Origin of the sequence: Bacillus sp. AFS023182 (genome assembly GCF_002560575.1) — a bacterium.
Taxonomy (GTDB): domain Bacteria; phylum Bacillota; class Bacilli; order Bacillales; family Bacillaceae_G; genus Bacillus_A; species Bacillus_A arachidis.
Genome location: NZ_NTRO01000032.1, coordinates 1 through 25,261, shown reverse-complemented (window position 1 = coordinate 25,261; position 25,261 = coordinate 1). Strand labels below are relative to the sequence as shown.

General features: G+C 34.9%; 26 protein-coding genes, 4 pseudogenes and 1 riboswitch. Of the genes and pseudogenes, 23 read left to right on the top strand and 7 right to left on the bottom strand.

What is annotated here, in order from left to right:
• Positions 1 to 255 precede the first annotated feature (255 nt).
• The 6 genes and pseudogenes from CN288_RS16555 to CN288_RS16530 all read left to right on the top strand — a co-directional run bounded on the left by CN288_RS16555 (position 256) and on the right by CN288_RS16530 (position 4,565).
• On the top strand, positions 256 to 363 hold the full coding sequence (locus CN288_RS16555; RefSeq protein ID WP_000505670.1) for a YjcZ family sporulation protein: 108 nt from the start codon (positions 256 to 258) through the stop codon (positions 361 to 363).
• A gap of 380 nt (positions 364 to 743) precedes the next feature.
• Positions 744 to 995 (top strand): annotated as a pseudogene (locus tag CN288_RS16550) (CPBP family intramembrane glutamic endopeptidase); the annotation flags it as partial.
• A gap of 442 nt (positions 996 to 1,437) precedes the next feature.
• Positions 1,438 to 2,424 carry an NAD(P)-dependent alcohol dehydrogenase gene (locus CN288_RS16545; protein ID WP_098302647.1) on the top strand — a complete coding sequence of 329 codons (987 nt, stop codon included), beginning with the start codon at positions 1,438 to 1,440 and terminating at the stop codon, positions 2,422 to 2,424.
• A 183-nt stretch (positions 2,425 to 2,607) separates the two neighbouring features.
• Positions 2,608 to 3,099: a COG4315 family predicted lipoprotein gene (locus tag CN288_RS16540; RefSeq protein WP_026592327.1), complete on the top strand. Its 492-nt coding sequence runs from the start codon at positions 2,608 to 2,610 to the stop codon at positions 3,097 to 3,099.
• A 166-nt stretch (positions 3,100 to 3,265) separates the two neighbouring features.
• Entirely contained in the window at positions 3,266 to 3,817 is a 552-nt protein-coding gene (locus CN288_RS16535; RefSeq protein ID WP_026592328.1) for an RNA polymerase sigma factor, read from the top strand.
• A 10-nt stretch (positions 3,818 to 3,827) separates the two neighbouring features.
• Positions 3,828 to 4,565, top strand: a complete 738-nt coding sequence (locus CN288_RS16530; RefSeq protein WP_026592329.1) for an anti-sigma factor — start codon at positions 3,828 to 3,830, stop codon at positions 4,563 to 4,565.
• Between the two features lie 123 nt (positions 4,566 to 4,688).
• Here the strand turns inward: CN288_RS16530 and CN288_RS16525 are convergent, their stop codons facing one another.
• The gene (locus CN288_RS16525) at positions 4,689 to 5,981 is read right to left on the bottom strand and encodes a histidine--tRNA ligase (protein WP_098302646.1); all 1,293 of its coding nucleotides are present in this window, start codon (positions 5,979 to 5,981) and stop codon (positions 4,689 to 4,691) included.
• A 431-nt stretch (positions 5,982 to 6,412) separates the two neighbouring features.
• Here CN288_RS16525 and ybaK point away from each other — a divergent pair, with 431 nt between their 5' ends.
• Positions 6,413 to 6,886, top strand: a complete 474-nt coding sequence (gene ybaK, locus CN288_RS16520; protein WP_026592331.1) for a Cys-tRNA(Pro) deacylase — start codon at positions 6,413 to 6,415, stop codon at positions 6,884 to 6,886.
• 152 nt (positions 6,887 to 7,038) lie between these two features.
• Here the strand turns inward: ybaK and CN288_RS16515 are convergent, their stop codons facing one another.
• A complete protein-coding gene (locus CN288_RS16515) occupies positions 7,039 to 7,248 on the bottom strand; it encodes a hypothetical protein (protein WP_035415092.1) in 210 nt (69 codons plus the stop codon).
• Positions 7,249 to 7,614: 366 nt separating this feature from the next.
• Between CN288_RS16515 and rraA the strand changes: the two genes are divergently transcribed.
• From rraA to CN288_RS16480, 7 genes are all read left to right on the top strand, one after another.
• Positions 7,615 to 8,100 carry a ribonuclease E activity regulator RraA gene (rraA, locus tag CN288_RS16510; protein WP_026592333.1) on the top strand — a complete coding sequence of 162 codons (486 nt, stop codon included), beginning with the start codon at positions 7,615 to 7,617 and terminating at the stop codon, positions 8,098 to 8,100.
• 377 nt (positions 8,101 to 8,477) lie between these two features.
• Entirely contained in the window at positions 8,478 to 10,256 is a 1,779-nt protein-coding gene (locus CN288_RS16505; RefSeq protein ID WP_090690534.1) for a DUF4430 domain-containing protein, read from the top strand.
• 56 nt (positions 10,257 to 10,312) lie between these two features.
• Entirely contained in the window at positions 10,313 to 11,131 is an 819-nt protein-coding gene (locus CN288_RS16500; protein WP_098302645.1) for a DUF4430 domain-containing protein, read from the top strand.
• A 23-nt stretch (positions 11,132 to 11,154) separates the two neighbouring features.
• On the top strand, positions 11,155 to 12,033 hold the full coding sequence (locus tag CN288_RS16495) for an energy-coupling factor transporter transmembrane component T (protein ID WP_090690530.1): 879 nt from the start codon (positions 11,155 to 11,157) through the stop codon (positions 12,031 to 12,033).
• Positions 12,006 to 13,667, top strand: a complete 1,662-nt coding sequence (locus CN288_RS16490; protein WP_176527685.1) for an ABC transporter ATP-binding protein — start codon at positions 12,006 to 12,008, stop codon at positions 13,665 to 13,667. The genes CN288_RS16495 and CN288_RS16490 overlap by 28 nt, the downstream gene beginning before the upstream one ends.
• A complete protein-coding gene (locus CN288_RS16485; RefSeq protein WP_026592338.1) occupies positions 13,640 to 14,362 on the top strand; it encodes an ECF transporter S component in 723 nt (240 codons plus the stop codon). The genes CN288_RS16490 and CN288_RS16485 overlap by 28 nt, the downstream gene beginning before the upstream one ends.
• Before the next feature lie 220 nt (positions 14,363 to 14,582).
• The gene (locus CN288_RS16480; protein ID WP_098302643.1) at positions 14,583 to 15,305 is read left to right on the top strand and encodes a YwiC-like family protein; all 723 of its coding nucleotides are present in this window, start codon (positions 14,583 to 14,585) and stop codon (positions 15,303 to 15,305) included.
• Between the two features lie 34 nt (positions 15,306 to 15,339).
• Here the strand turns inward: CN288_RS16480 and CN288_RS16475 are convergent, their stop codons facing one another.
• Positions 15,340 to 15,531 carry a hypothetical protein gene (locus tag CN288_RS16475; RefSeq protein ID WP_090690522.1) on the bottom strand — a complete coding sequence of 64 codons (192 nt, stop codon included), beginning with the start codon at positions 15,529 to 15,531 and terminating at the stop codon, positions 15,340 to 15,342.
• A gap of 132 nt (positions 15,532 to 15,663) precedes the next feature.
• A riboswitch (SAM riboswitch) is annotated at positions 15,664 to 15,763 on the top strand.
• Positions 15,764 to 15,806: 43 nt separating this feature from the next.
• On the opposite strand from CN288_RS16475, the pseudogene CN288_RS16470 reads away from it, so the two are divergent.
• The 3 genes and pseudogenes from CN288_RS16470 to CN288_RS16460 all read left to right on the top strand — a co-directional run bounded on the left by CN288_RS16470 (position 15,807) and on the right by CN288_RS16460 (position 17,339).
• Positions 15,807 to 16,126 (top strand): annotated as a pseudogene (locus CN288_RS16470) (hypothetical protein).
• Positions 16,127 to 16,408: 282 nt separating this feature from the next.
• Positions 16,409 to 16,986: pseudogene (locus tag CN288_RS16465) on the top strand (NAD(P)H-dependent oxidoreductase).
• A complete protein-coding gene (locus CN288_RS16460) occupies positions 16,986 to 17,339 on the top strand; it encodes a group-specific protein (protein WP_090690744.1) in 354 nt (117 codons plus the stop codon). The pseudogene CN288_RS16465 and the gene CN288_RS16460 overlap by 1 nt, the downstream one beginning before the upstream one ends.
• A gap of 39 nt (positions 17,340 to 17,378) precedes the next feature.
• Here CN288_RS16460 and CN288_RS16455 read toward each other — a convergent pair whose 3' ends face one another.
• The 3 genes from CN288_RS16455 to CN288_RS16445 all read right to left on the bottom strand — a co-directional run bounded on the left by CN288_RS16455 (position 17,379) and on the right by CN288_RS16445 (position 20,366).
• The gene (locus CN288_RS16455) at positions 17,379 to 18,632 is read right to left on the bottom strand and encodes a serine hydrolase domain-containing protein (RefSeq protein ID WP_026592343.1); all 1,254 of its coding nucleotides are present in this window, start codon (positions 18,630 to 18,632) and stop codon (positions 17,379 to 17,381) included.
• A gap of 100 nt (positions 18,633 to 18,732) precedes the next feature.
• Complete coding sequence (locus CN288_RS16450; protein WP_090690517.1) at positions 18,733 to 19,932, bottom strand: MFS transporter; 1,200 nt, start codon at positions 19,930 to 19,932, stop codon at positions 18,733 to 18,735.
• A gap of 14 nt (positions 19,933 to 19,946) precedes the next feature.
• The gene (locus tag CN288_RS16445; protein ID WP_098302642.1) at positions 19,947 to 20,366 is read right to left on the bottom strand and encodes a MarR family winged helix-turn-helix transcriptional regulator; all 420 of its coding nucleotides are present in this window, start codon (positions 20,364 to 20,366) and stop codon (positions 19,947 to 19,949) included.
• 189 nt (positions 20,367 to 20,555) lie between these two features.
• Here CN288_RS16445 and phaZ point away from each other — a divergent pair, with 189 nt between their 5' ends.
• The 3 genes from phaZ (at position 20,556) to CN288_RS16430 (ending at position 22,959) form a co-directional block, all read left to right on the top strand.
• On the top strand, positions 20,556 to 21,458 hold the full coding sequence (gene phaZ / locus CN288_RS16440) for an intracellular short-chain-length polyhydroxyalkanoate depolymerase (protein WP_098302641.1): 903 nt from the start codon (positions 20,556 to 20,558) through the stop codon (positions 21,456 to 21,458).
• Positions 21,459 to 21,578: 120 nt separating this feature from the next.
• Positions 21,579 to 22,775, top strand: coding sequence for an MFS transporter (locus CN288_RS16435; RefSeq protein WP_098302640.1), 1,197 nt, complete (start codon positions 21,579 to 21,581; stop codon positions 22,773 to 22,775).
• A complete protein-coding gene (locus CN288_RS16430; RefSeq protein WP_026592348.1) occupies positions 22,759 to 22,959 on the top strand; it encodes an NETI motif-containing protein in 201 nt (66 codons plus the stop codon). Before CN288_RS16435 ends, CN288_RS16430 begins: the two co-directional genes overlap by 17 nt.
• 130 nt (positions 22,960 to 23,089) lie before the next feature.
• Here the strand turns inward: CN288_RS16430 and CN288_RS16425 are convergent, their stop codons facing one another.
• Positions 23,090 to 23,602: a GNAT family N-acetyltransferase gene (locus CN288_RS16425; protein WP_303745780.1), complete on the bottom strand. Its 513-nt coding sequence runs from the start codon at positions 23,600 to 23,602 to the stop codon at positions 23,090 to 23,092.
• 119 nt (positions 23,603 to 23,721) lie between these two features.
• On the opposite strand from CN288_RS16425, the gene CN288_RS16420 reads away from it, so the two are divergent.
• The 3 genes and pseudogenes from CN288_RS16420 to CN288_RS16405 form a co-directional block, all read left to right on the top strand.
• Positions 23,722 to 23,916 carry a hypothetical protein gene (locus CN288_RS16420; protein ID WP_098302639.1) on the top strand — a complete coding sequence of 65 codons (195 nt, stop codon included), beginning with the start codon at positions 23,722 to 23,724 and terminating at the stop codon, positions 23,914 to 23,916.
• Between the two features lie 309 nt (positions 23,917 to 24,225).
• Positions 24,226 to 24,693 (top strand): DUF6985 domain-containing protein, encoded by a 468-nt coding sequence (locus tag CN288_RS16410; protein WP_098302638.1) that lies wholly within the window; start codon positions 24,226 to 24,228, stop codon positions 24,691 to 24,693.
• A 53-nt stretch (positions 24,694 to 24,746) separates the two neighbouring features.
• Positions 24,747 to 25,193, top strand: a pseudogene (locus CN288_RS16405) (IS66 family transposase); the annotation flags it as partial.
• Between the last annotated feature and the right edge of the window lie 68 nt (positions 25,194 to 25,261).

Below are 25,261 nucleotides of genomic sequence, written 5' to 3'. Positions count from 1 at the left end.
ATGACTAGCAAAGGGACTAGAGTTTATATAAGAAACTGGAATATGGTTAGACCCATTCAAATATACGGTAGATAAATTTAATATTTTACAGAAAAATCTCACCCTCAAATCCTATGTTAATAGGGCACCTTAATGGTGTCTTTTCTTTATTTATTAAAGGACCTGCTCAATTAGTTCGTAACAACATAAAATAAACCGAATCCGTTACATGTGAACCCCTATGTTTTTCCCCTCTTACTTAAAGGAGGAACTATTATGGGCTTTGGTGGTAGTTGTGGAGGTTGCGGCTTTGCTGGAGGATTTGCATTACTCGTTGTACTCTTCATATTATTAATCATTGTTGGAGCTGCTTGCTTCTGCTAAAAAACAATTAGAAAAGGCACTCATGAGAGTGTCTTTTCTTTATTGAGTACCGCTACCCATCAATTTAAGAAATTGGTTGTTTCCCAAAACGAAAAAAGTGAGCTGAATTCTGATAAATAACTGTAGAGATATAGAATTTTTGTTTTGGAGCTATTTCAAAATCTTAGCTTGATGGCGATGAGGTGGGGCACCTTAGAGCGGTAAATAGATCTAGTGATTATACTATTCAAAAAATGTAAAAAAAGTAAATCCTAAAACAAGGAGAAAATCAAAACTGATAAAATAAAATTATTGTGGCTGTTCTAATTACCGTTTTTTTGGATAATGATGTGTTGTTGTATATTCATAATTAATAAAATAATAAGAAATAAGGGGTTGTTATGGAAACAAAGATTATGAAGTCAAAGAAAAAAATTGATTCAAAATCTCTTTTGGCTTTGGGATTATTGATTATTTCCGGGATTATGTATCAATTTATAGGGGGTGTTTTAGGGGATAATATACCTAAACTATTAGAAATGATTCTTGAGGCTTTATGGAATCTCATATTATGTGGAATTATAGGATACTATTTTTTAGGTAAAATATCGTTAGAGCAATTTAAACATTTTAATTTTAAGACATTAATATTTTTTTAAAAACAAGAGTAACGTCAAGAAAATACTGACTTGATACGCACTCTTTATTTATTTCTATCCCGAGTATAGTTTGAAAGGTCTTCAAGAAGATCAATTGTTAGTAGAAAGTCAGCATCTAAGACTAGTTTTGGATGCCTTGAAGATGGAGTACATGTATATGCAGATGTAGCAAAAACTAAGTTTAGGCAGAGCTGGTTTTAATTTTTAACAAGTGAAGAACGAAATTTTATGTAGACAAAAAGTCATGCCATAAATATATTATGTAAACCGAATCGCGCTTATAGGTAAAAGACTATTTATAAATAGTGGCCCACCTTTTGGTAAGCTGTTCTCTTTTGAGGTACCCGCATTGAAAAAAGCTTATACTCGTTGAAGAGTGAACCAATTCATATTATTCGTATGATATTAATAAATAGAACGAGTTGGAGGAAGTTTAATGAAAGCAATTGTGTACACAAAGTACGGTCCCCCCGATGTTCTTCAACTGAAAGAGGTAGAGAAACCTGTTCCTGAGAAAAATGAAATACTGATCAAAATAAAAGCGACAACTGTAACAGCAGGAGATATTCGATCAAGGAGTTTTACGGTTCCTCGTTCTGTTTGGTTACCTGCTCGAATCACGCTCGGTTTTAGTCAACCTAAAAAACAAATATTAGGAATGGAGTTAGCTGGAGAAGTTGAGTTAGTAGGGAAAGAGGTCAAGCAGTTTAAGGAAGGAGACCAGGTTTTTGCGGCCACCCAAGTGGGTTTTGGTTCTTATGCCGAGTATATTTGTCTACCTGAAGATGGTCCGGTATCTATTAAGCCCTCTAATATAACATATGAGGAAGCTGCTGCTATTCCAATTGGGGCACGTACAGCCTTGTTTTTTCTTAGAAAAGCTAACGTTCAGAGTGGTCAAAATGTTCTTGTGTATGGAGCTTCGGGAAGTGTAGGAAATTATGCTGTACAGCTTTCCAAATATTTCGGAGCAAAAGTTACAGGAGTGTGCAGTAACGCAAATTTAGAATTGGTAAAATCTCTTGGAGCCGACAAGGTAATTGATTACACTGCAAAAGATTTTTCTACTACAGACGAGACTTATGATGTGATTTTTGAAGCGGTAAACAAGAGCTTGTTTTCAGATTGTATCAAGTTGTTAAAGCAGGACGGTATCTATATAAATGTCGTTGAACCGTTGCCAAGTGTTCGAATGCTATGGACTAAATTGACAAGCAACAAGAAGCTAATATTAGGTCAAAATTCACCTGAAACTTTCGAAGCGTTAGACTTCCTGAAAGAACTTGTTGAGATGGGTAGGATAAAAGCGGTCATTGACAAGTACTATGCGTTTGAAGAGATTGTGGAAGCTCATAGATATGTTGAGAAAGGACACAAGAAGGGAAATGTAGTTATAAATATGGAACAAAACAACAAATCCTAATTAATGAAGAACGCTCCGAGCTGAATAACAATTTTTTGTATAAGAAAAAAGGCATAAATTGATAGAATTAATAAAGATGTAAGCAGAGGGAAAGGCTTGCATCTTTTTTTATTTTGTATCAAACCAATCAAACCTTTCTATCGTTACCTTAAATATAAATAAAAAATTGAAGGAGGAGTCAGTATGAAAGCATGGCAATGTATTGTGTCCATATTAGTGAGCTTTTTTTTATTAACAGCGTGTAATAGCGATAAGAAAGAAGATGTTCAAAGTAAGAAAACGAGTGGAGAAAACGTGAGTGAAGTTAGTAGTAATAAAAACGAATCTCCTAGTTTACAATTATTAGAGAACGATAAGGTTGGAAAATACTTAGCAGATTCAAACGGAAAAACACTTTATTATTTTGCAAAAGACACATCTAAGGTAAGTAATTGTAGTGGTGACTGCGTAAAACTTTGGCCGCCATTTGTTGCGAAAGATTTTGAAGTGCCAAAAGGATTTGATAGAAAAGACTTTGCTACGATAACAAGAGAGGATACGAAGGAACAACAAGTAACGTATAAAGGCTATCCCCTCTATTATTTTGCTAATGATAAATCAAAAGGAGATATAAATGGACAAGGGGTTAAAGATATATGGTTTGTACTGAATGGTGAAACTACATTTAAACAGTGATAGAAAGCACGCCGAATAGGGCGCATGCCAGCGAATAGTGGGATAAATATTCTGTTAAAAGGAGCGACCAATGTTGTTGGTGGTTCCTATTTTTCTATTTGAATTATATAATTAAATTAATTTAGAATTATCAGAAAAACGAAAACAATAGGGAGTGCAGGTGAGAATGAAAGAAAAAAATGATTATGAGTTAATGCAATTAGTACAAAGAAACTATCGTCCTGCATTAGAAGAACTATATGAACGATATATTAAGTTGATATATAGCTTCACTTTTAAATTTTTCCAAGGAAATGAGGACAAAACAAAAGAAGTTGTTCAATTAATTTTCTTGAAACTTTGGACAACTAAAAGTATGTATAATCCTTCAAAAGGTGATTTCGTAAATTGGATACTTACTATTACAAGGAATATATGTATTGATTATGTCCGAAAAGAAAATAAAGAACTTATGTATAGAAACTTTAATAATCTTTATGATTCTGAAAAACATATGCATATAGCAGATTCAGAAAATCAAATCGAGAAAAGGATGCACAGTGTTGAAATTCAAAAGGCAAAGCAGAATTTGTCTACGTCTCAAAAAAGATTAATCGACTTGCTATATTGGAAAGGTTATTCCCTTAGTGAGATTGCTAAAATGGAAGATGAACCATTGGGAACCACTAAAAGTCGTCTTCATCAATCTTTAAAGCAATTAAAAAAATATCTAGAATAGAGGGGATAGTATGGAGAGAGAATGTGAGCATTTATTATCCTATGTTACGAATACATTTGATGATAGAGAACAAAGAGCGTTTCAAGAACATTTAAAGACATGCCCCAAATGTCAAACTGAGTATCCAGCAATGCAGGCAGCTTGGGAAGCAATGCATTTCGATTTTGAAGAGAGAGAAGTACCAGAAACATTAAAAGCTGAAGTGTTTGATTTTATATTTGTTCGCGAACAAACGAATAGAGATAACAAAGTAACAGCGAAATTGAAAGAATGGACGGTTTTACTAAAAAAACAATTTACACCGTTGGCAACAGTATTACTAGGAACAATGTTAGTGATTACAGTAGCAGTAACAATCGAAAATTCGCAATTAAAAATACAATCTTTAGCTAAGGATGAATTAAGCAGTGATCCAATGAAAGTAATCTCTACGCGTCCATTAGTATCAATCGATCAAAAAGATGAAAATACAAAAGGGTATGTATTTGTTATGCAACAAGGAGATAAGAAAAAATTAGTTGTACAAGCTGATCATTTGCCACAAGTAAACAAATCAGAAGTGTATCAAGTTTGGTTATTAAAAGATGGAGAAAGAAAAAACGCTGGAATATTTAAACCGGATGAAACTGGATCAGGACTTCTGACATATGAAATTGCACAAAAACAGTCCTTTGATAACATTGGTATTACACTTGAACCAGATTCGAATAGTACGAAGCCACTTGGTAAAAAAGTACTAGGAACTTAAAATATTGATATGATAATAAAAAGCAGAGCGAATTCATGTGCGAATTGTTCTGCTTTTAAATGTGTTTGTATAGTTGCGGGTATTTCGAAAGAGAACGGCTTAACCTTTTAATTGGCTGCTTTTTTATAAATAATCCTTTAATGTTCCATTTTCAATGCAAGATAGGGGGAGGTTTATTTCGGTACCTTCCTTCATATTACGTAAAACAATGGTTTCCGTAGAAATTTCAGTTTCACCAATAATAAGCACGTAAGGAATATTCTCTTTATTTGCGTAATTAAGAGCTCGCTTTAATTTACGGCCGGCAAGTTCCAGTTCAACTTTGAAGGTACTTTTAGAACGCAAAAGTTGTGTGATTCGTAAACATTCCACTTCGGTGTTAATAGGAATAATGAAAATATCGACAGAAGCAGATTCCGTTTCTTTTTGCGTAAGAGCTGTATAAATAACATCCAAGCCAAAGGAAATCCCTACTGTTGGATAGGATGTATTATCGTTACGAAAAGCCCCAATTATATTATCATAACGTCCGCCACTACCAATGCTTGAAGTAATGCTTCCATCTGCTAAAAAGATTTCATAAACTGTGCCTGTATACATAGTAAGTCCTCTTGCTAAGAATGGATTAAACACAGCATTGTCTTGGATACCAAGTGCGAGTAAATATTGCTGTAATTGCTTTAGTTCATTGCTTCCCTCTATAACAAGTGAATTTAAGAAAGCTTGGTTAAATTCATCAATTTCTAATGTTATACAAGATTCAACAGTATGACAAACTACCTCTACAGTGTCATTTGTTATCCCACGGCTTTGTAAATTCTTTCGTACGCCATCAACCCCAATTTTCTCAAGTTTATCTAATGATAAAATAACATCGTTTGTTTGTTCGTTTGGAATTTCAATCGATTGAAGGATACCTGTTAATAACTTACGATTATTATATTGAATGGTAACATCTAAGTTTAAAGTTTTGAAAAGATCAAATGCCATGGCCATTAATTCAGCTTCAGCAATAACAGATTCTACGCCGACTATATCAACGTCACATTGAATAAATTCACGAAACCTTCCTTGTTTTATCGGTCCATCACGAAAGACCTTTCCAATTTCATAGCGTTTAAAGGGAAGCCTGATATCTGGGTTCATTGCTACTACTTTTGCAAATGGAATCGTTAAATCATACCGAAGTGCGAGTTCACGATTTCCTTGATCACGTAGTGTGTACATCTCTTTTAAAATTTCAGCACCGCCTCCATATTTATAAGCCATCAGTTCATACATATTTAATGTAGGTGTTTCAAGTGGTTTACAGCCATATCGTTCAAAAGTCTCTTCACAAGCGCATTTAATTTTGTTTCTAAGCAACTGTTCCGCGGGTAAATAATCTTTTGTTCCTTTTACATTTCTTACATCCATTTAAATCACTCCTTTTATAAAATAAAAAAAGCTATGCAGGTATAAAAATACCCACATAGCTTTATGAACGCTTCGTGGGTAACAGGAAAAGCCCTGTACCCACGAAGAAAAAATTCTTCGGATACACGGCGTTATATATGATGATGAAGTTGGAAAGAAGTACAATTAAACATATTGGGTCTCTCCTTAAGTTTTTTCAAAATTATAACAAGTGATTATTGAGATAGCAATGCTTTTTGAAAACAAAAATGAGATTAACGGATGAATTAATCTTATATAAACAGTGTGAGTGATATGTTTGTCATTCCTTGTTAGAGAATAGTAAAGTAAGTTACAATATTTATGTATTGGAAATTATATTTCCACCGTCTACATCTCAATTTATATATTACATAGTACATATAGATTTATTACAGGAGGGTTTTAGCACAATGGAATACAAAACGAATGTAATGCGGTTGTTAGATAAGAAGAAAGTTAATTATAAACATTATAGCTATGCGGATACTGATGCTATTAGTGGAATAGATGTTGCCTTGGTATTAGGACAATCTCCCAATCAAGTCTTTAAAACGCTAGTTACTATAGGGAAATCAGGAAAACACTATGTTTTTGTTGTACCTGTCAGTGAAGAGTTGGATTTGAAAAAAGCTGCTGCAAGCATTCGTGAAAAATCAATAAGCATGTTGAAATCAAAAGATTTACTCTCGCTTACTGGTTATATTCATGGGGGTTGTTCACCGATTGGGATGAAAAAATATTTTCCTACCGTTATTGATCATAGTGCTATGGAGCTAGATACAATAATCTTTAGTGCTGGGAAGATAGGATATCAAGTTGAAATAGAACTAGATGAATTGAAAAAAATGATTCGTTTTGAACTACACGACATTGTAATTAAGTAGTATATTACTAATTCCGGTGATCGAGTTGGAGATATAATAGATCCGTGTATTGAAATGTAATAAAAAAGAGCCATTTGGCTCTTTTTTATTATTTTATTGAGAAGGTCTGTTCTTCTTAACGAAGTAAAGGTAGTGGGGCTAGGTACTAGGATTTAATTCGTATTATTTTTGAATTTCGGTATCTTTTTAATACTTTCGGTTCCCATAAGACTGCCAATAAATGCAATTAATGCACTTGAAGAAATAAATTTAACTATATAAAAAATTCCTGTTCCAGTAACTAAATCTAAGATTAAAAACCTTTTTATAGTTGAGCCTTTTATTATGTGAATAACAATTTGAGCGTTTTTCCTATTCAACATTGTCACACCCTTATCCTTTTATAAAAGAATATTACAAGAAAAGGTTGTCCTATTCACTCATGAGTACATACTGGTTGTCTGATTTTAGTGATGATAATTAAAAAGGGGCTTTAAACAAAAATATAAAAACAAAAGAGCAGCTAGTAAAAACTAACTGCTCAGCCCCAGGGAAAGGGAGAAAAGATTGTAGGTACTACGAAATTGGACTCAAGCTGTTCACCAGCCTTTATATAGTATGTACGGGATTTGAAATATTATGCAGTTTGGAAAAAAAGTTATAGTATACAAAATTTTGCAATATTAGACAGGTGAAAAATAAAACGACAAGAATATGTAACATATACTAAAAAGAAGAGAGGGAGAAAGATGTGGAGAACAACAGATCTGTGTGATGCTTTTGAAGGAGACGTACAAGTATGTAAGCCTATATTTCAATCATATGGAAAGAAAGAACAATTTCATGGAAAAATTGCAACGGTTAAAGTGGAGGATGATAATGTAATAGTAAAGGAGGCTCTACAAACTTTACCGGAGGGAACAGTGTTAGTAGTTGATGGAGAGGCTTCTACAAATTGTGCGTTACTTGGAGATAACTTGGCAAATATAGCAAGTCAACGAAATTTAGCAGGGATTATTGTATATGGATATGTTCGTGATTCTAAAGAATTACGAAATATTAACATTGGTATTTTAGCGTTAGGTACAATACCGAAGAGAAGTAGAAAAGAAGGAAAAGGAGAAAAAGAAATTCCTTTACAGTTTGGAGCAATTGAGTGGATTCCAAATCATTATGTGTATATCGATGAAGATGGTGTTATTGTATGTAAACAACCACTTCATAGTAAGCTATAGTGACTATATATAGGCTTTATAGTTTCACGTAACAGACTAATATTCATAGGAAATAAATCAGAGAAAGCATAGACAAAATTTCGTGTCAATAGTAAAATAATACAGATATTTATAATTTAATGAATGTATAGGTATGTCGTTTATACGATAACTTTTAAAGGAAATAGGTGGAAATGAAATGGGTTCGCCGCTAAAAGTGAATGTTATCACAATAATACATTCATAAGCTACACTGTCTTTCCTATACAAATACAACCGCTATCTATGCGGATAGGAGGTGTTGTGCATTTTGTATAGCACTCACAGTAGAGTGTTATTGCACGCCCTTGAAGGGTCTTTTTTTATGCATATGTAAGCAAAGGGAGGAATAAGCAAGGATGGCAATGATGAAAAAATGGCTGCTTACATCGATTATGGCAGTCGCATTAGTGTTTGTTTCATTCACAAATACTGTACATATTACGTTTGCTGAAGGAAAAACAGCAACACTTGCGATTATTGGGGAATCGCAAAGAGGAGTTATTCTTTGTCCGAAAGAAGTAGCTATTGAAGATGGAGAAACAGCCTATAGTTTGTTACAAAAAGTAATGGGGACTAAAGTAACAGCTGAGAATACGCAATATGGTATGTATGTTAAAGGTATTGATGGTTTAATGGCTGGTGAGACAAGTGGATGGGCATATGATGTAAATGATAAAGCTGCCATGGTAGGGGCGGATAGTTATAAATTAGAATCTGAAGATGTTGTTACATTTCGTTTTGTTGTAGATTGGAACAATATGAACACAGAAACATTGCAACAAGTTCTTGATAAGATGGGAACTTGCAAAAAGAATCCAGATGCGGAAAAACCGGAAGAACAAAATCCAGATGGTCAAAAGCCTGAGGAACAAAAACCGGAAGAGCAAAATCCAGATGGTCAAAAGCCTGAGGAACAAAAACCAGAAGAACAGAAGAAGCCAGAAGAACAAAAGCCTAATGAGTCGAAAGAACCAATCACAAATGAATTATTAATGAAGCAATTAGATCAAGCGATTGCTAAAACATCAAAAAAAATGATCGAAGACGGAATTGATAGTGATTGGGTAGCAATTGCACTTGCTCGTTCAGGAAATAATATTCCAGTAGAAACAAAGATTAGTTATTTACAATCTTTAACACAAAAAGTAGAAAAACGAGTGGAACGATTTACCGCTACAGATATAGCAAGAACTGTTTTAGCAGTAACAGCGGTAAATGGGAATCCAACGAATGTTGCAGGGAAGAATTTAGTTCAAAAACTATATCAATCTGAGAAACTAAATTCTATTACTGGTTATACATTCGCTTTACTTGCACTGGATTCAAAAAAATATGAAGTACCGGCTGAAGCAAAGTGGAATCGTGCTGCTTTAGTAAAAGAGATTTTAAATGCACAGCATACAGACGGTGGCTGGACATACCATGTGGAAAGTAGTAAGGACGAGGCTAGTAGTATTGATGTAACAGGTATGGTTTTATCGGCACTAGCACCGTATCAGAAACAACCAGAGGTAAAGCATGCTGTAGATAAAGCTGTGCAATATTTAACAAATAAACAATTGAACACTGGTGGATTTGAAGCTGACGGTCAAGAAAATTCAAATAGTGTTGCACAAGCAATTATTGGACTTGCTATTGCAGGGGTTGATCCAACTAGTGAAGCATTTACTAAAAATAATGTAAGTGCAGTTCAAAATTTAATATCATACCAACTTGCAAATGGTGAATTTAAATGGTTGCCAAATGACCAAGAGGGCAATGGTATGGCGACTGAACAAGCACTTCTAGCGCTTGTTCAATATAAATCGTTTGTAACTGGTCAAGGTTCTATATATGATTGGACAAATTTATCAACTGAGGGCGACGAGAACGCAGTTGAAGAGCCGAAGGAACCGGTAGTGGAAGAGAGCAAGGAGATTGAAAAGCAAGAAGTAATTCAAAAACCACAAGAACAAACAAACGATAAGAACTCTCGTGTTGTTACAGAAGAGAAAACATTAAATAATGAAAAAACTGCGAAAAACCATCAATTACCGAAAACAGGAGCATCTGCTTGGGACACTGCAATGCCAGTAGGAATGGGTGTATTGTGTATTGCTTCAGCATATGTTTTATGGAGACGAAAAGCAGCTTAACAAAAAATTAGGAGCAATGATTTGCTCCTAATTTTATTAGGAAAGGTGAGAAAAACATGAGTATGATGAAATGGTTACTCTCAGTTGTCCTTTCATTTGGATTGCTTGTTGGATGTAGTCAAAATGAGTCAAAATCTGAACAAAAAGCAATTTCAAAAACAGAACAAAAAGAGGAACTGAAACAAGAAGAGAAAAAGGAAGAAAGTAAACCGGAAAAGCAGCAAGAATCAGTAGAGAAAAAGCAACAAGAAGAGCAGCAAAAGGGGGATCAGGAACAAGAACAACAAAAACAACCTGAAATTAAGAAACAAGAGAAAAAAGAGAAACAAGAGAAAAAAGAGCAAGAACCAGTTGCGCAACAAGAACAACCAAAAGCGCAGCAAGCAAACACTGAGCCTAAGAAAGTGCCAGAAGCAAAATCAGAAGTAAAAGAAGAGGCAAAAGTAGTTAATCAGCCGAAAGAAACACCAAAGCAGGAACAGTCGAAAGACCCAGAACCTAAAGTAGTACCAAAGCCAGAACCGCAACCGCAACCGCAACCGCAACCGCAACCCGAACAAAAGCCAGAACCACAAGCGCAGCAAGTTACCATTTCTGTACGTGGAAATGAAGGTTATTTATTAGGAGCAAAAAAAGTTGACGTACAAGAGGGAGATACGGTTTATAAAGTATTGCAGCGTACAGGATTAGATGTAGATGCAACGGGATCCAGAGATAGTATTTATGTAAAGGGCATTAATGATTTATACGAAAAAGACATAACGAGCACAAGCGGATGGAAGTACCGTGTAAATGGTGCTTTTCCAAATCGAAGTGCAGGTGCATATACAGTCAAGCCAGGAGATAAAATCGAATGGGTATATGTGCTAAAATAGGAAAGGATTCTTGGTAAAGGACTATGAAAATTATCTTTTCTTCTTTACATCCTTTTGTGAATTTTATCTACTATATTGGGGTGATGATACTATGTATGGTGTGTCTTCACCCTCTTTTTTTAATGGGTGCGATTATTATGATCGTACTGTTAAACATCATGCAAGGAAATGGCGAGAAACTAAGAAAAATGATACCAAGCACGCTTATTTTCTTCGTAATGATTATTGTGTTGAACCCTTTGTTAACACATAGAGGAGCGACTACATTATTTCGTTTAGGGGATAATCGAATTACATTAGAGGCATGTATGTATGGATTCATAATGGGATTATTGTTACTTGCTATTATGTTCACATTTACTTCTTATAATGATGTGATTTCAAGTCATAAATTTTTGTACTTGTTTTCACGGATTTCACCGAAAGTTGCGTTACTAACAATGATCACAGTGCGCTTCGTTCCTTTATTTATCCGGCGTTTAAGGCAAATTACACTTGTTCAAAAGACAAAAGGAGTGCAATTAGATTCAGGCCCATTCATAGGGAGAATCAAAAATGGAATGAAGCTCTTGCAGGTGTTGCTTGTTTGTTCTTTAGAAGATGCATTACAAACGGCGGATTCCATGCAAGCACGTGGATTTGGAGTAACAAAGCGTAGTACATATATTCAATATCGCATGGGAAGGCAAGATTGGTACATACTTGCGTGCTTAGCAATTTTATTACTAAGCTGTTTTCTGTTCAGTTTTTACGGTGCTGGCAAACTATTAATCTATCCAAGGGTGGAATCGCTTGTATTTCAGCAATATGATGGAATCTTATTCGTTTTATTTTTACTATTTATTAGTTTACCAATCATAATGGAAGGGAGGGAATGGTTATGGTGGCGCATGCGGAAATAAAAGACTTAGCTTTTACGTATGCAGATGAAAAGGTACAAGCATTAACGGGCGTTTCCTTGAGGGTTTCTCAAGGGGAATTTATTGTGTTGGCTGGCCGTTCAGGCTGTGGTAAGACGACACTTTTGAAACATTTCAAGAAAGAGCTACTTCCAGTTGGAAAACGCATAGGTAATATGTATTATAATGGAACTTCTTTACTTGAGATGCCAGATTTATTATCAGCGCAAGAAGTAGGAATGGTATTTCAAAATCCAGAAAATCAACTTGTTATGGATACGGTTATTCAAGAATTGGCATTTTCTCTTGAGAATGTTGGCCTAGAGACCAATATAATCCAAAAGAGAATTGCTGAATTAATTAGTTTTTTAGGTTTTCAAGATTTATTACACCAGTCTGTTCATACATTATCGGGGGGACAAAAACAACTGGTTAATTTAGCGGCAGTTCTTGTTTTACAGCCTAAATTATTATTACTTGATGAACCGACAGCACAGCTTGATCCAATTGCAGCAAAAGATTTTTTAGGGTTATTAAAACGAATTAACGAAGAGCTCGGAATTACCATTATCATGAGTGAACATCGTTTAGACGAAGTCATTCCACTAGCAACTCGAGTTGTGTTTATGGATGCTGGGGAAATAATGTATGATGGGACGCCGCAACATGTTATATCAAAAATGTGGGCATTAGAAGAGTTTCGCCCGTTTATCCCTCAAATTCCAAGGTTGTTTTTAGAATGGAATGTAAAGAAAATCCCATTTACGGTAAGGGAGGCACAAACACAAATACATTCTGAGTTACCTATGGAATATGAAATACCGGTTATATCACAGGCAGAAACAAAAGAAGTGGTTTTACAAGCAAATCATATATCATTTCAATATGAAAAAAATAGCCCTTTTATTTTACAGGATTTAATGCTATCGATTGAACGTGGGAAGTGGACTGCGCTTGTTGGGAAAAATGGTACTGGAAAATCAACACTTTTAACTATATTAGCAGGATTAAACAAAGCTAGAAGAGGAAAAGTACGGTGGAACGGAACGGAGATTCATAAAATTGATTCAAAGGAACGGTTTAAAAGAATCGGATTTGTATCGCAACATCCGTATTATCATTTTACATTTGAGACGGTGTGGGATGAAGTTTTTGAAAGAGCAAATGAATTATATGATGATAAAGGGAAAGAAATTGCAGAAGATATGTTAAAACGATTTTGGCTGCAGTCCATTCGCGATCGTCATCCGCATGATTGTAGCGGGGGAGAACAACAGTTAATCGCAATATGTACAGCCTTGTTATCAAAACCAAGCTTATTATTACTAGACGAACCGACAAAAGGGCTGGATCCAGAGAAAAAGGAAAGATTAGGCGGATTGTTTCAGGAGTTACAAAAGAAAGGAACAACGATTGTGATGGCAACACATGACATTGAATTTGCAGCTAAATATGTTGATCATTGTATGATGCTATTTGACGGGAAAGTAATTATGGATGATACGCCAAAGAAATTCTTTAGTGATAATTTCTTTTATACAACATCTATTAATCGTTTTATTCGCAAGCAGTTGCCTTATGCATTAACGTGGGAGGATGTGTATAAAGCGTGTCCAAACGATATTTTGCTCTCATAATGCTTATTTTCATTATTGTCATAAGTACTCTTCTGTTTACTTCTTTTGTAACAGATGAATATTTTATGTGGTGTAGTTTATTCTTATTAGCTGTTATTATGTTACCTTTTTATATACGATTTGAGAGGAAAGCATTTGTTTCACGTGAAATCGTCATTGTCGCTGTTTTAGCAGCCATAGCAGCAGTGAGTCGTGTACCATTTTCCATTATGCCGAGTGTACAACCAACTTCTTTTGTTATTATTGTATCTGCAATTGTTTTTGGAAGTGAGACAGGCTTTATGATTGGGGCAACGGCAGCATTGGTATCTAATATATTTTTAGGGCAAGGACCTTGGACACCTTGGCAAATGTTTTCTTGGGGAATGATAGGCTTTATAGCGGGTCTACTTCGAAACACATTTATAATGAGAACGTTATGGGGGAGAGTCATCTATGGATTCATAGCCGGCTTTGTTTTTGGCTGGATTATGAATTTGTGGGGGATACTCGGTTTTTTAGAAGGATTAACATGGAAAGCCTTTATAGCATATTATGCTGCGAGCTTTTACTTTGATTTAGCGCATGCACTCTCAAATGTGATTTTTCTTGTCTTGTTTAGCTCATCGTGGATTAGAATTATTACGAGATTTAAAAAGAAATATGGAATTTTAGATAATGATAAAGGGCTATTCTCTCAGGAAAACAAGGCATAAGCATATGTTACAAAGCATAAGAATGTAAAGTAGGGTCGCGACTTACATATTCGTTTGCCTCTTTCATGCTTCTTACCATTGGTAGGAAGCATTTTTTTATACATGTTGATCATTATTTTGAAATGTGTCAAAAAATTGTTTTAATGTAGTCCGATTTTTAGATGAGACTTTTTATATAATAGAAAATGAGAAATATTTTCAAAGAGGAGATGCCATATTCATGAAGCTAGTTGTTCCAAAGCAGCACGGTGCCTGGGGGATGCTGCTGATTCCGTTTATACTTAGTGTAATACTTGGTAAACCTACTTTATATCATATTCCACTTTTTATCGCTTGGTTATTTATCTATTTAGCAACGTATCCATTTTTAATGTACATAAAGCAACCTCGAAAGAAAGAATTTATGTATGCGGCACTTATTTACTTTACAATCGCATGTGTTTTCGGGAGCGTATCTTTACTGTATGAATGGAAAATACTTCTGTTTGGTGTTACGATGATTCCGCTCTTTATCGTAAATATATACTTTGCTCGACAAAAAAATGAACGAGCCTTAGTAAATGATATTTGTGCAATACTTGTTTTCTGCATAGGCGGTTTACTTAGTTATTATTTTTCGATGAAAACAGTCGATGAAACGGCTTTTGCAATTGCTGGTATTTCTTTTCTATATTTTATAGGTAGTACATTTTATGTGAAAACAATGATTCGTGAAAAGAATAATCCTACTTATCGCTATGTTTCATGGGGCTATCATATTTTCTTAATCATTGCCTCTTTATTGGTAAATCCATGGCTTTCTCTTATATTTATACCGAGCCTAATTCGCGCAATCGTATTGTATGGTAAAAAGATATCTATCTTAAAAGTTGGAGTTTTAGAAATCGTGAATTCTGTATACTTTTTAATTACGACGGCAATACTGTTACAGTATGCCATTTGAGAAATTGCCCATCTAGTAAAGAGATGGGCAATTTTCATTCTTGTTCTAAAATATGAACCGTATGATCACATTTTTGTAATGCATGTTCCACAGCTTGTAAAGACTGTTCGATTCGCTCCCTATTATCGCTCTTTTCAACTGTTTGTAATGCATGTTCCAAACAATTTTTTGCTTCTTGCAACGAATGAAACGAATCTTGAACATATCCACGAGCATTTTTATCCATTATAAATCCCTCCTTTTGTACATACAATTTTAGTATGAGCGTTAGAAAAGAAAATATAACTTCAATGTGGTTACTTTATATGATTTGACAATGAAAATAGAAGTGGCTATTATAAGATATAAAGTGAATATTTTCTTATCCAGAGAGGTGGAGGGACTGGCCCGATGAAACCCAGCAACCGCGATGCAGGTGCTAATTCCAGCAGAACATGATTTGTTCTGGAAGATAAGACGAAGATATATACGTAACTTCTTCTTATCGGAGAGGTTTTTTTATTGCAAAAAAACCGATTCCAAAAATAACAGCATGAGAAGAAAGGGGTTGCAATTGTACTGTGACACTTGAGAAATACGTAAAGCTGCGTAAAGCAGTATATGAATATATGATGGAGCAAGATAAACCAATATCACTATTAGATATTCAAGAGCATATCGTTTCGCATTATGAAGGAAAATTCACGAAAAAAATGCTACATCAATTTTATTTATCAAGGCTATTAGACGAGTTAAAACTGGATGGGAAAATTACTTTAGCTGATGATGAATATTCCTATACGAATAAAGGAGTATATTATAAGGCAAGAAAAGGGAGCTAGGCTCTCTTTTTTTATGTTATAATTTATCTGAATTTTTTTGACTATGTAGAGTAAAAGACTGCAAAAGCAGCCTGATACAAGGGAATGGTGTTGAGTGTGTAGTGTCAAAAGTTGAATATGCCCTGAAAGAGGCATTTCATTCGGCTAAAAATAAAAAATAGACACCTTCGCCGAGTAGGTGTCAGTCGTTTTGTCATATAGGCTTGCTACTTGACAAGTAATAGAATATCACGCAAACATTTGGAAGTCAAAAGGGAATTTAAGGAAAGGTGTTGTTGAAAGGTGAACATCCTCATCGTATATGCACATCCGAATCCATCTAGTTTCAATGCATCAATTTTATAGAACATGTGCAAAAAGGACTGCAAGGGACGAACCATTCTGTTACATTACTTGATCTTTATAAGGAAGCATTTAACCCAGTTCTAACTTTTAATGAAGATAAGAGAAGGTGTGATTTAGTATATGAAGAAGAAACAGAGAAATACAGAAAATTGGTCAAAGAGGCAGATTCTTTTATTTTTATTTATCCAATATGGTGGTGGGGAATGCCAGCTATTTTAAAGGGTTTTATTGATCGTGTTTTTGTTGCTGGGTTTGCATATAGATATGAAGGTGTAATGCCGAAAGGATTACTTACAGGAAAAACGGCGTGGGTTATTAATACGTTAGATTCGCCCTTATGGTACGTGGCACTCTTATATCGATCGGCTGATTGGGTGATTATGAAAAAAGGTATTTTGCAATTTTGTGGTATACGCCAAATAAAACGTTCTGCCTTTCAATCTGTAAAAACAAGTAAAGCAGCAAAGCGTGAAAAGTGGCTTTTAGAAATACAAGAAAAGGCAAAAAATTTATGATGAAAAAAATAGAAAATATAATGAGATGCTGTAATCGGAATGATGAATTGTTTCGTACGTATGTAACATGTTTACTTCAATTGAAACATCATAATGAAAATTTTAAAAAGGTGTGCCAAGAATTAAGAGCAGATTATTTAGTAAGGGGAATTTGTGAACGGGAAGTTGATGGAATTATTAAGGAAAGTAAAGAATATAAGATGTATGAACTACCTAAAGTATTGAGATGGGATTTTCTACGGAAAAACCCTTCAATGATTGAAAGTGTTTGTACGACGTTATTCACATATAGAAGATTAAATCTTTCATGTGAAGAATGGATAAATGTAATAAGGTGTATAGAAAACAATTGATTTATATAAAATTTATTATGTGAAAAAGCTAGTATAAAACTAGCTTTTTTCTAAGTGTTTTGCGATATCTACATACATATTTGAATAAGTTGTATGAACATCATTGCTTGGCTCAGCATTGGATGAGAAATGTACAATGACCATATTCGCTTTTGGATCTATATAGAGGCATTGTCCATAACTTCCTAACACTTCAAATGCACCGTGTTCATTATGAGGAATCCACCATTGATTATGATAAGAAATGGATGTACCTTGTCCGATTGCAAATTCTCCTTCTTGCACGCTCTTTACATTTTCTGAAATAGAGGAAGGGAGAATTTGCACGCCATTGTAGCGACCGTTATTTAAAATCAATTGCCCAAATCTGGCCAAATCTCTTGCAGTCGCATTTAAACCAGCACTTGCTTGTTCAACTCCTGTTTCATCTGTAACATAATACGCATTTTCTTCCATACCTATTTTGGACCAAATTCTCTCACTTACATTTTCAGTTAACGATTTTCCAGTTAAGGTCCGTATAATCCAGCCGAGTGTTTCAGATGAACCGTTATTATACGAAAACGCAGTTCCAGGTGGTGCCGTTTCTTCTGCTTCTTGTAGCATATCATAAATTTTTATTGGGCCATCATAGTTTTTACCACGAGGAAGAATATTGCTGGCTAAATATAATTGAGCATCTTGATTTTCTAAACCTGGCTGTATATATCCATGTGTAGGGTATTCAGCAGAAACCTGCATGTCCATTAATTGTTGAATTGTTGCTTTTCCGAATGGAGTGTTTCGTAATTCTTTGACATATGTTTCAGCAGTCTTATTTACATTGATGAGTCCTTCTTCGGTTAATGATTGTACAAGTGCACCAGTAAATACTTTTGCTAAAGAGGCCATTCCATGCTGCTCATTTTGTTTAAACCCGTTGAAATAATGCTCGTAAACAAGTTTTCCGTTATGTACAACAACAAAGGCGTCTGTTTTATTCTCATCTAATAGTTTCTTTAAAGGGATATTTCCTCCATTCACTTTTTTAACTGAGAAATCATCTAAGTTTTGTAATGCAGTAGGAAATGATGATATTTGCTCGGGATTATTTTTTACTTCGCTTGTTAACGCTAGTTCTTTCATATGTGTATATGACCAACGTAAGTAGGGATCTTGTAACCAATTTTCTTTTGTCACGTTCTCTTTAGAAGGGGAGACTTTGTTTTGTTTAAAAAAAGTAAATCCAAGCCCAGTTACGATAAACACTAGTGTAAGTATGAGTAACAAAAGGGGAGATTTTTTAAAATTCATATATATACCTCCTTGTTAATTCTACAATAAGTATACGATCGTTTTCTTAGAAATACAAAATAAGGAAAGTAAACAGGGGAGTTTACTTTCCTTATTAACATTAAGCTGATAATTCTTCATCTGTACCTTGCTTTTTGAACTGTTGTTTTCTGCCATGTAGAAAGTAATAAATAAGTAATGTAAATGCAACGATAATGGCAGCGATGAAATACATATTATGATAGCTTGAGTGTGCTGCTACGATACCTAGTACAAAGGAACCGAGACCCATACCACTATCAAAGAATGAGAAATAAGTAGCTGTTGCTGAGCCGCGTCGATGGTTTGGAGCCGCGGAAATAGCAATGGTTTGGAAACTTGGGATTAACGTCCCATAGCCTAAACCAATTAATATACCTGCACCAAGGAACCAAAATGGCGTTTGTGCTTGGCTTAAGATGAACATTCCAATTGTAAAAATAATAATGGAAGGATAAACAAGTATATTTTCACCGAAACGATCAAATATCTTTCCTGTGAATGGACGAGAAAGAACAACAACAAGTGCATATACAATAAAGAAGTAACTAGCAACTTCTCCTAAACCAATTTCTTTTGCGTAAATAGGAATAAAAGATAATATGCCACTATAAGAAAAAGCAAGAACAAACCCTGTAAGGGCAATTGGAACAGAAGAAGGTTCAATTAAATCTTTCCATTTCATTCGCTCGCGTTTTTGTTTACTTACTGGCTTTTCATGTGGGATATTTACAAGTAAACCTAATAGAAATGCTAGTAATGAAAAGATAGAACAAACGATAAACAGAACTGTAAATGAAAAATGTGAAATAATCGTTAAACCTAAAAAAGGACCGATTACCATCGGCAAACTCATAAATACACCGAAATAGGCAAGTGCTTCACCGCGGCGATGAGCCGGTGCGACGTCTGTGACAATTGTACCTGTAGCTGTCGTTGCCATTCCAAACCCAATGCCGTGAAGGAAGCGAAGGGCAAGTAATAAAAATAAACTTTGTGCACCGAAATACATTACGGTAGCAGCTAAAAATAAGGAAAGAGAAATAAATAAGATTTTCTTTCTTCCTAAATCGTCAAGCCACTTTCCGGTAAACGGGCGGCATAGGACAGAAGAAATAAGAAATACTGTTGCGACTAAACCAATTTCTTCAGGTTTTCCTTTCAACCCCTCTATTACATAGACGGGTAAAGTAGTCATAAGCATGTAAAACGTTAAAAAGAGAAACAGACTACTAAAACAAGTTCCAAGGAAGTCCTTCGTCCAAAGTCTCTCACTTTGCATCGTCATCCCTCCAATTAATCATCTAAATTTTTAATAATGGTTTGCAGTACTTGAAATGCTTGTTGTAAATCTACTTCATTAATATTTTGTAGCGCTTTTTCTTCGAAAGTATCAACTTCTTCTTGCCATATTGGAATCATTTTTAGTGCTGTTTCAGATAATGAAATGAGCTTTTCGCGACGATCTTTTCCCTCGGTTCGAATAATCCATCCCATTGTTTCCATACGTGTTAAAGTACGAGTCATCGTTGGCGATTCAACGTTTAAATACTGACATAACTCAGTTTGTGTACAAGGTCCGGTTTGATTAATTCGAAAAATGACAGCCCATTGTGCACTAAATAAACCTGTTGGTGATACACGTTCATTAAATTTCTTCGTAAACTTTCGAGAAGTTTGACTGACAATGTGAAAAAAATGCTGTTTTTCGTCCATTTGTTTAATCCTTTCAAATTAGTTACCTAGCTAACTATATAATCTTTTACCAGAATTGTCTAGTGATAGGTATGTTGTTTTATGTAAGTATTTTGTATCGTTTTTGTGTTGAGAACATATATTCTACATGATATGCTAGAGGTAAGTTTAGAATTTTCTATCTATTAAAAATGAATGGGGGAGCGTGTGATGATTAAGCCTGCAACACTGAAGTTTGTTTCGTTATCAAATGGAGAAACGATTGCATATCAAGAAGTTGGAAGACAAAATAAAGAAAAACTCATCCTAATTCATGGGAATATGACATCCTCACAGCACTGGGATTTAGTCATTGGGAAATTACAAGATGAATATCACATTTACGCCATTGATTTAAGAGGATTTGGAAAATCAACCTACCATAAGCCAATAGATTCGTTGCAAGACTTTGCAGGTGATGTAAAGCTATTTATAGATGATCTACAATTGAAGAAGTTTTCACTGATGGGATGGTCAATGGGTGGTGGTGTTGCGATGGAGTTTGCAGCTTGTCATCCGGAGTGCGTAGAAAAATTGATTTTGGTTGAATCAGTTGGAATGAAAGGATATCCTATTTTCAAAAAAGATATAAACGGTCAACCCATCACATCCACTTTGTTAAAAACAAAAGAAGAAATTGCGCAAGATCCCGTTCAAATTGCTCCAGTACTAGATGCAATTAAAAATATGAACAAGATATATTATCGTACGGTTTGGGATTTACTGATTTATACACACAATAAACCAGATCCAGAGCGTTATGAAAAGTATTTAGATGATATGTTAACGCAGCGTAATTTTGTAGATGTGAACTATGCTTTAATTACGTTTAATATTTCAGATGAACATAATGGAGTTGTACCAGGGAATGGACATATTCATCGCCTGCAAGTACCGACTCTTGTCGTACAAGGAGACCGGGATTACGTTGTCCCGCAAGTGGTCGGAGAAGAATTAGCAAAACATCTTCCGAATGCAGAACTAGTCATATTAGAGGATTGTGGGCATTCGCCGTTTATTGACTGTTTAGATGAATTTACCCAGCACGTTACAAATTGGCTGGAAAATAAATAAGCAGAACATATAAAAAGAAGTTAGATAAGATTCGTCTAACTTCTTTTTATATGCTTACACATTATTGTTCAAAAAGTTTATAATGAAGGCTGGTGAACATGTAAAGGGAGAGAGAAGAGGATGTCAATACGATTTACATTTTGGATTATGGTTGGAATTGTTGCAATTTCTGGATTATCACAAGGAATGCTTCTACCGGCGATCGCAATGATTTTTGAGCAAGAAGGGATTCGTTCTAGTATTAATGGTATTCATGCAACTGCGTTATATATTGGGATTTTATTTATTTCACCGTGGCTTGAGAAACCGATGCAGCGTTTTGGAATGAAACCAATTATCGTAATCGGCGGATTTCTCGTTATTATTTCATTATTCTTTTTTACACAAACATTTTCATTTTGGGCATGGTTTATTCTGCGCTTTTTAGTTGGAGTAGGCGATCACATGTTACACGTCGGAACGCAAACATGGATTACAACGACATCTGATCCTAGTAAAATAGGAAGACAAGTCTCTATATATGGAGTCTTTTTTGGGATTGGTTTTGCAGTAGGACCATACTTAGCTAGCACTGTCCAATATGGGCTTGCAACGCCATTTATCGTATCTACGATTCTTTGTTTAATTGGATGGCTATTATTACTTCCAACCAAAAATGCTTTTCCAGAGCAAGATGACACAGGAAAGAAAAATGAATCATCACTTTCTCGTTATAAACAAGTATTTGTTCTTGCGTGGATTGCACTAATGGGGCCTTTAGCATACGGCGTTTTGGAAGCGATGTTAAATAGTAATTTACCTGTGTATGCACTCCGAAAAGGGTGGTCTGTCGCTGATGTATCCTTCTTATTACCTGCATTCGCAATTGGGGGAATTGTTACGCAAATTCCGCTTGGTATATTAAGTGATAAATATGGAAGAGATCGCATTTTAACATGGACATTCAGCATAAGTGCAATTATTTTCTTACTTGCTGCAGTGTTTGACGGGTATTATTGGATTGTATTTGGGTGTATGCTGTTAGCTGGTATGGTGATTGGATCATGTTTCTCTTTAGGGCTTGGCTTTATGACGGATTTATTACCAAGACACTTACTGCCAGCAGGAAATATATTATCCGGAATTGCCTTTAGTATAGGAAGTATTATGGGACCTGTATTAGGAGGCATATTTATAGAGAAAATACAGTATACAAGCTTTTTTATAGCGGTTATGATAATAATGGTAATTATTGCACTTCTATATATCACATATATGAAAAGCCAATCCGCATCAAGAAAAATGGAAAGTAGGTTAGGGCATGACAAAACAACCTAAAAAGAAAAAATTTGAAGTACAGGATAACGAAACAATTACAGATTGCTTAGCGCGTATGGAAAAAGAAGGGTATGCACCTTCACGCCGCATGGAAGAGCCCATCTTTCATGAAGTGAAGAAAGATGGGAAAACAGTTGTAGAACCGTGCGGAAGAAGAATTGTTTTTGAGGGAAAGTTGAAATAAGGAGAGGGGTCCTTGTACTGAATCTCAAAAGTTAGATTTTAATCGGAGTGAGAAATCACTCCGATTTTTTCTTTTCGCTATGATATAGTTTCGATACGATATCAAGTATGACTCTTGAAAAATTATGGAATCATAGTTCGATCCAGTAACGCTGAACAATCTCGCCAGTATTCGGGGAAATTACTTCATCTTCAAAGATACCCCCAACTTTTTGAATGGTTTTGGCAGAGGCGATATTTGCTTTGTCACAAGTTATTAACACTTTGTCTAATCCTAATTTTTTCGCTTCAAATAAGGAAAGACGAAGCTGCTCAGTAGCGTAACCATTTCGGCGTTCGTCCGGGTGCACGCTATAACCTATATGTCCGCTCTCTATGAGTAATTGTGGCGTTAATCGATGACGGATATTGATGAAACCGACTAGTTTTCCCTTATCAAAGCTCAAAAACTGAGTGGATGGAACTCGATTTAGTGGTAGGTTTTCTCCTTTTTCTTGTATTTTGACTTTATTAAGCCATTCGTCAAAGGAATCAAATTGTTGTAAGGAACAACTACCATATGGCTGTTCCCTTGTACTTAGGAATGCTTGCCGATAAGCCATAATTTGTTTGCTGTGCTGGTGAGTTGGTTTTACTAATTGCATTGTTATCATCTGTCTCCTATATCATATTTTACATTGCACTGTCTTAATTACTTCTCTTAATTCATTCCAGTTTATAACATTTAGAATAAATTGAATAGTGTAATGTCAATGCTACTAAGATGAACAAGCTTAAAACTGCTATTCCCAATTATACTTTCAGTGTAGACGAGCGTTCTAAGATTAACAAAAAGATGACTGATTTAGGTATTACTTCAGAGCATTATGAAGCGCTACTAAAAATTGATTTTGGTAAGTATCTTAGAGGAGTAACAGATGCCACATCTGTTGATATGATAAATCCACATGCCTTATGAATAGTACTCAAGGTGAGGTTATTTTAAATCTATGTACAAGGCTTTTTTTTCTTAGTAGCTACTCATGATGACTTATTAGAAACAAATATCTAAAATGAATAAGATAGACAGAAGCATTTATTATAGTGATAAGAAATTTGGGATATACGAAGTTGAAGTTGAGCTAATATTTTGTACAGAAAAAAATTAAAGCCATGCTACTTCTTTAGCTAGATTTTCTAGTGTTTGGAAATTTTATAGCCAATGAGACATAAACGTAGTAGCCTTTGACCTGAAGGATTTGCAAATAAATAATAAGGAGATTTTAAAATGACAATAAATGATAAAATTTTTGGAGAACTTGATTATCAGTATAAATGGGTAGGATACAGAACCATGAAGTTTTTAGGAAAGGATACAGAGATAGCATTATTGGTAGGAGGTACTGAAGATGGGGATTTTGATGAAGGACAATATGTATCATACAACTCATTAATGGATAATTGGGAACAAATCCAACATAGCATATTACAACCAGTTTTAGATTATTATAAAGAAAAAAGGCATGAGCTTGGTTATGATGTTGCATTTAATGAGGACTACCCATTAATTGAAACAGTTGATCAATTAATAGAACATATAACATTAGTAGGTATTTCGGTTCCGTATGATTTCCTTCGCGATGGACGTGATATAGGAATCTCATTTGATTGTTTGTGGGATGAAGAAAATGGTTTAGGGGTTCGTCTCATAAATGAAAAGGTAGATGAAGTAGGCTATCAAGATGTTGCAATTTAAATATCACTATTTGCTAGGAATACACATAAAAAGGGTGTTTGTTTTGGAGGTTAATAGAAAAAAGCAGGCCCATTCTGAACCTTTTTTCGGCATGGCTTCATGAACAGAAAGATCGTGTTTTACCAAAAAGTGCGCTAGGAAAAGCCATCAATTATTGTTTGAATCAATGGAAGCATCTTAAAGCCTTTTTATTAGACGGTCATTTAGAAATTGATAACAATAGAAGTGAACGTTCGATTAAACCGTTTGTAATCGGGAGAAAAAATTGGATGTTCTCAAATACACGGCGAGGTGCTAGAGGAAGTGCGATCATGTATAGTGTGGCGGAAACCGCAAAAGAGAACAATCTAAGTCCCTATCATTATCTTCGTTATTTGTTTGAAACACTTCCCAACATCAATTTAAACAATAAAGAAGAAATTGATAAAGTCTTGCCGTGGTCAAAGGATTTACCATCTAGCTGTAGAGTGCCGAAAAAAAGTGAAGCAAACAAAAAATAACTCCAAAATCAACTTCTATTGTATATTTTGGAGTTACTTGATGTTTACTATTTAGAAAGGAAGTAATA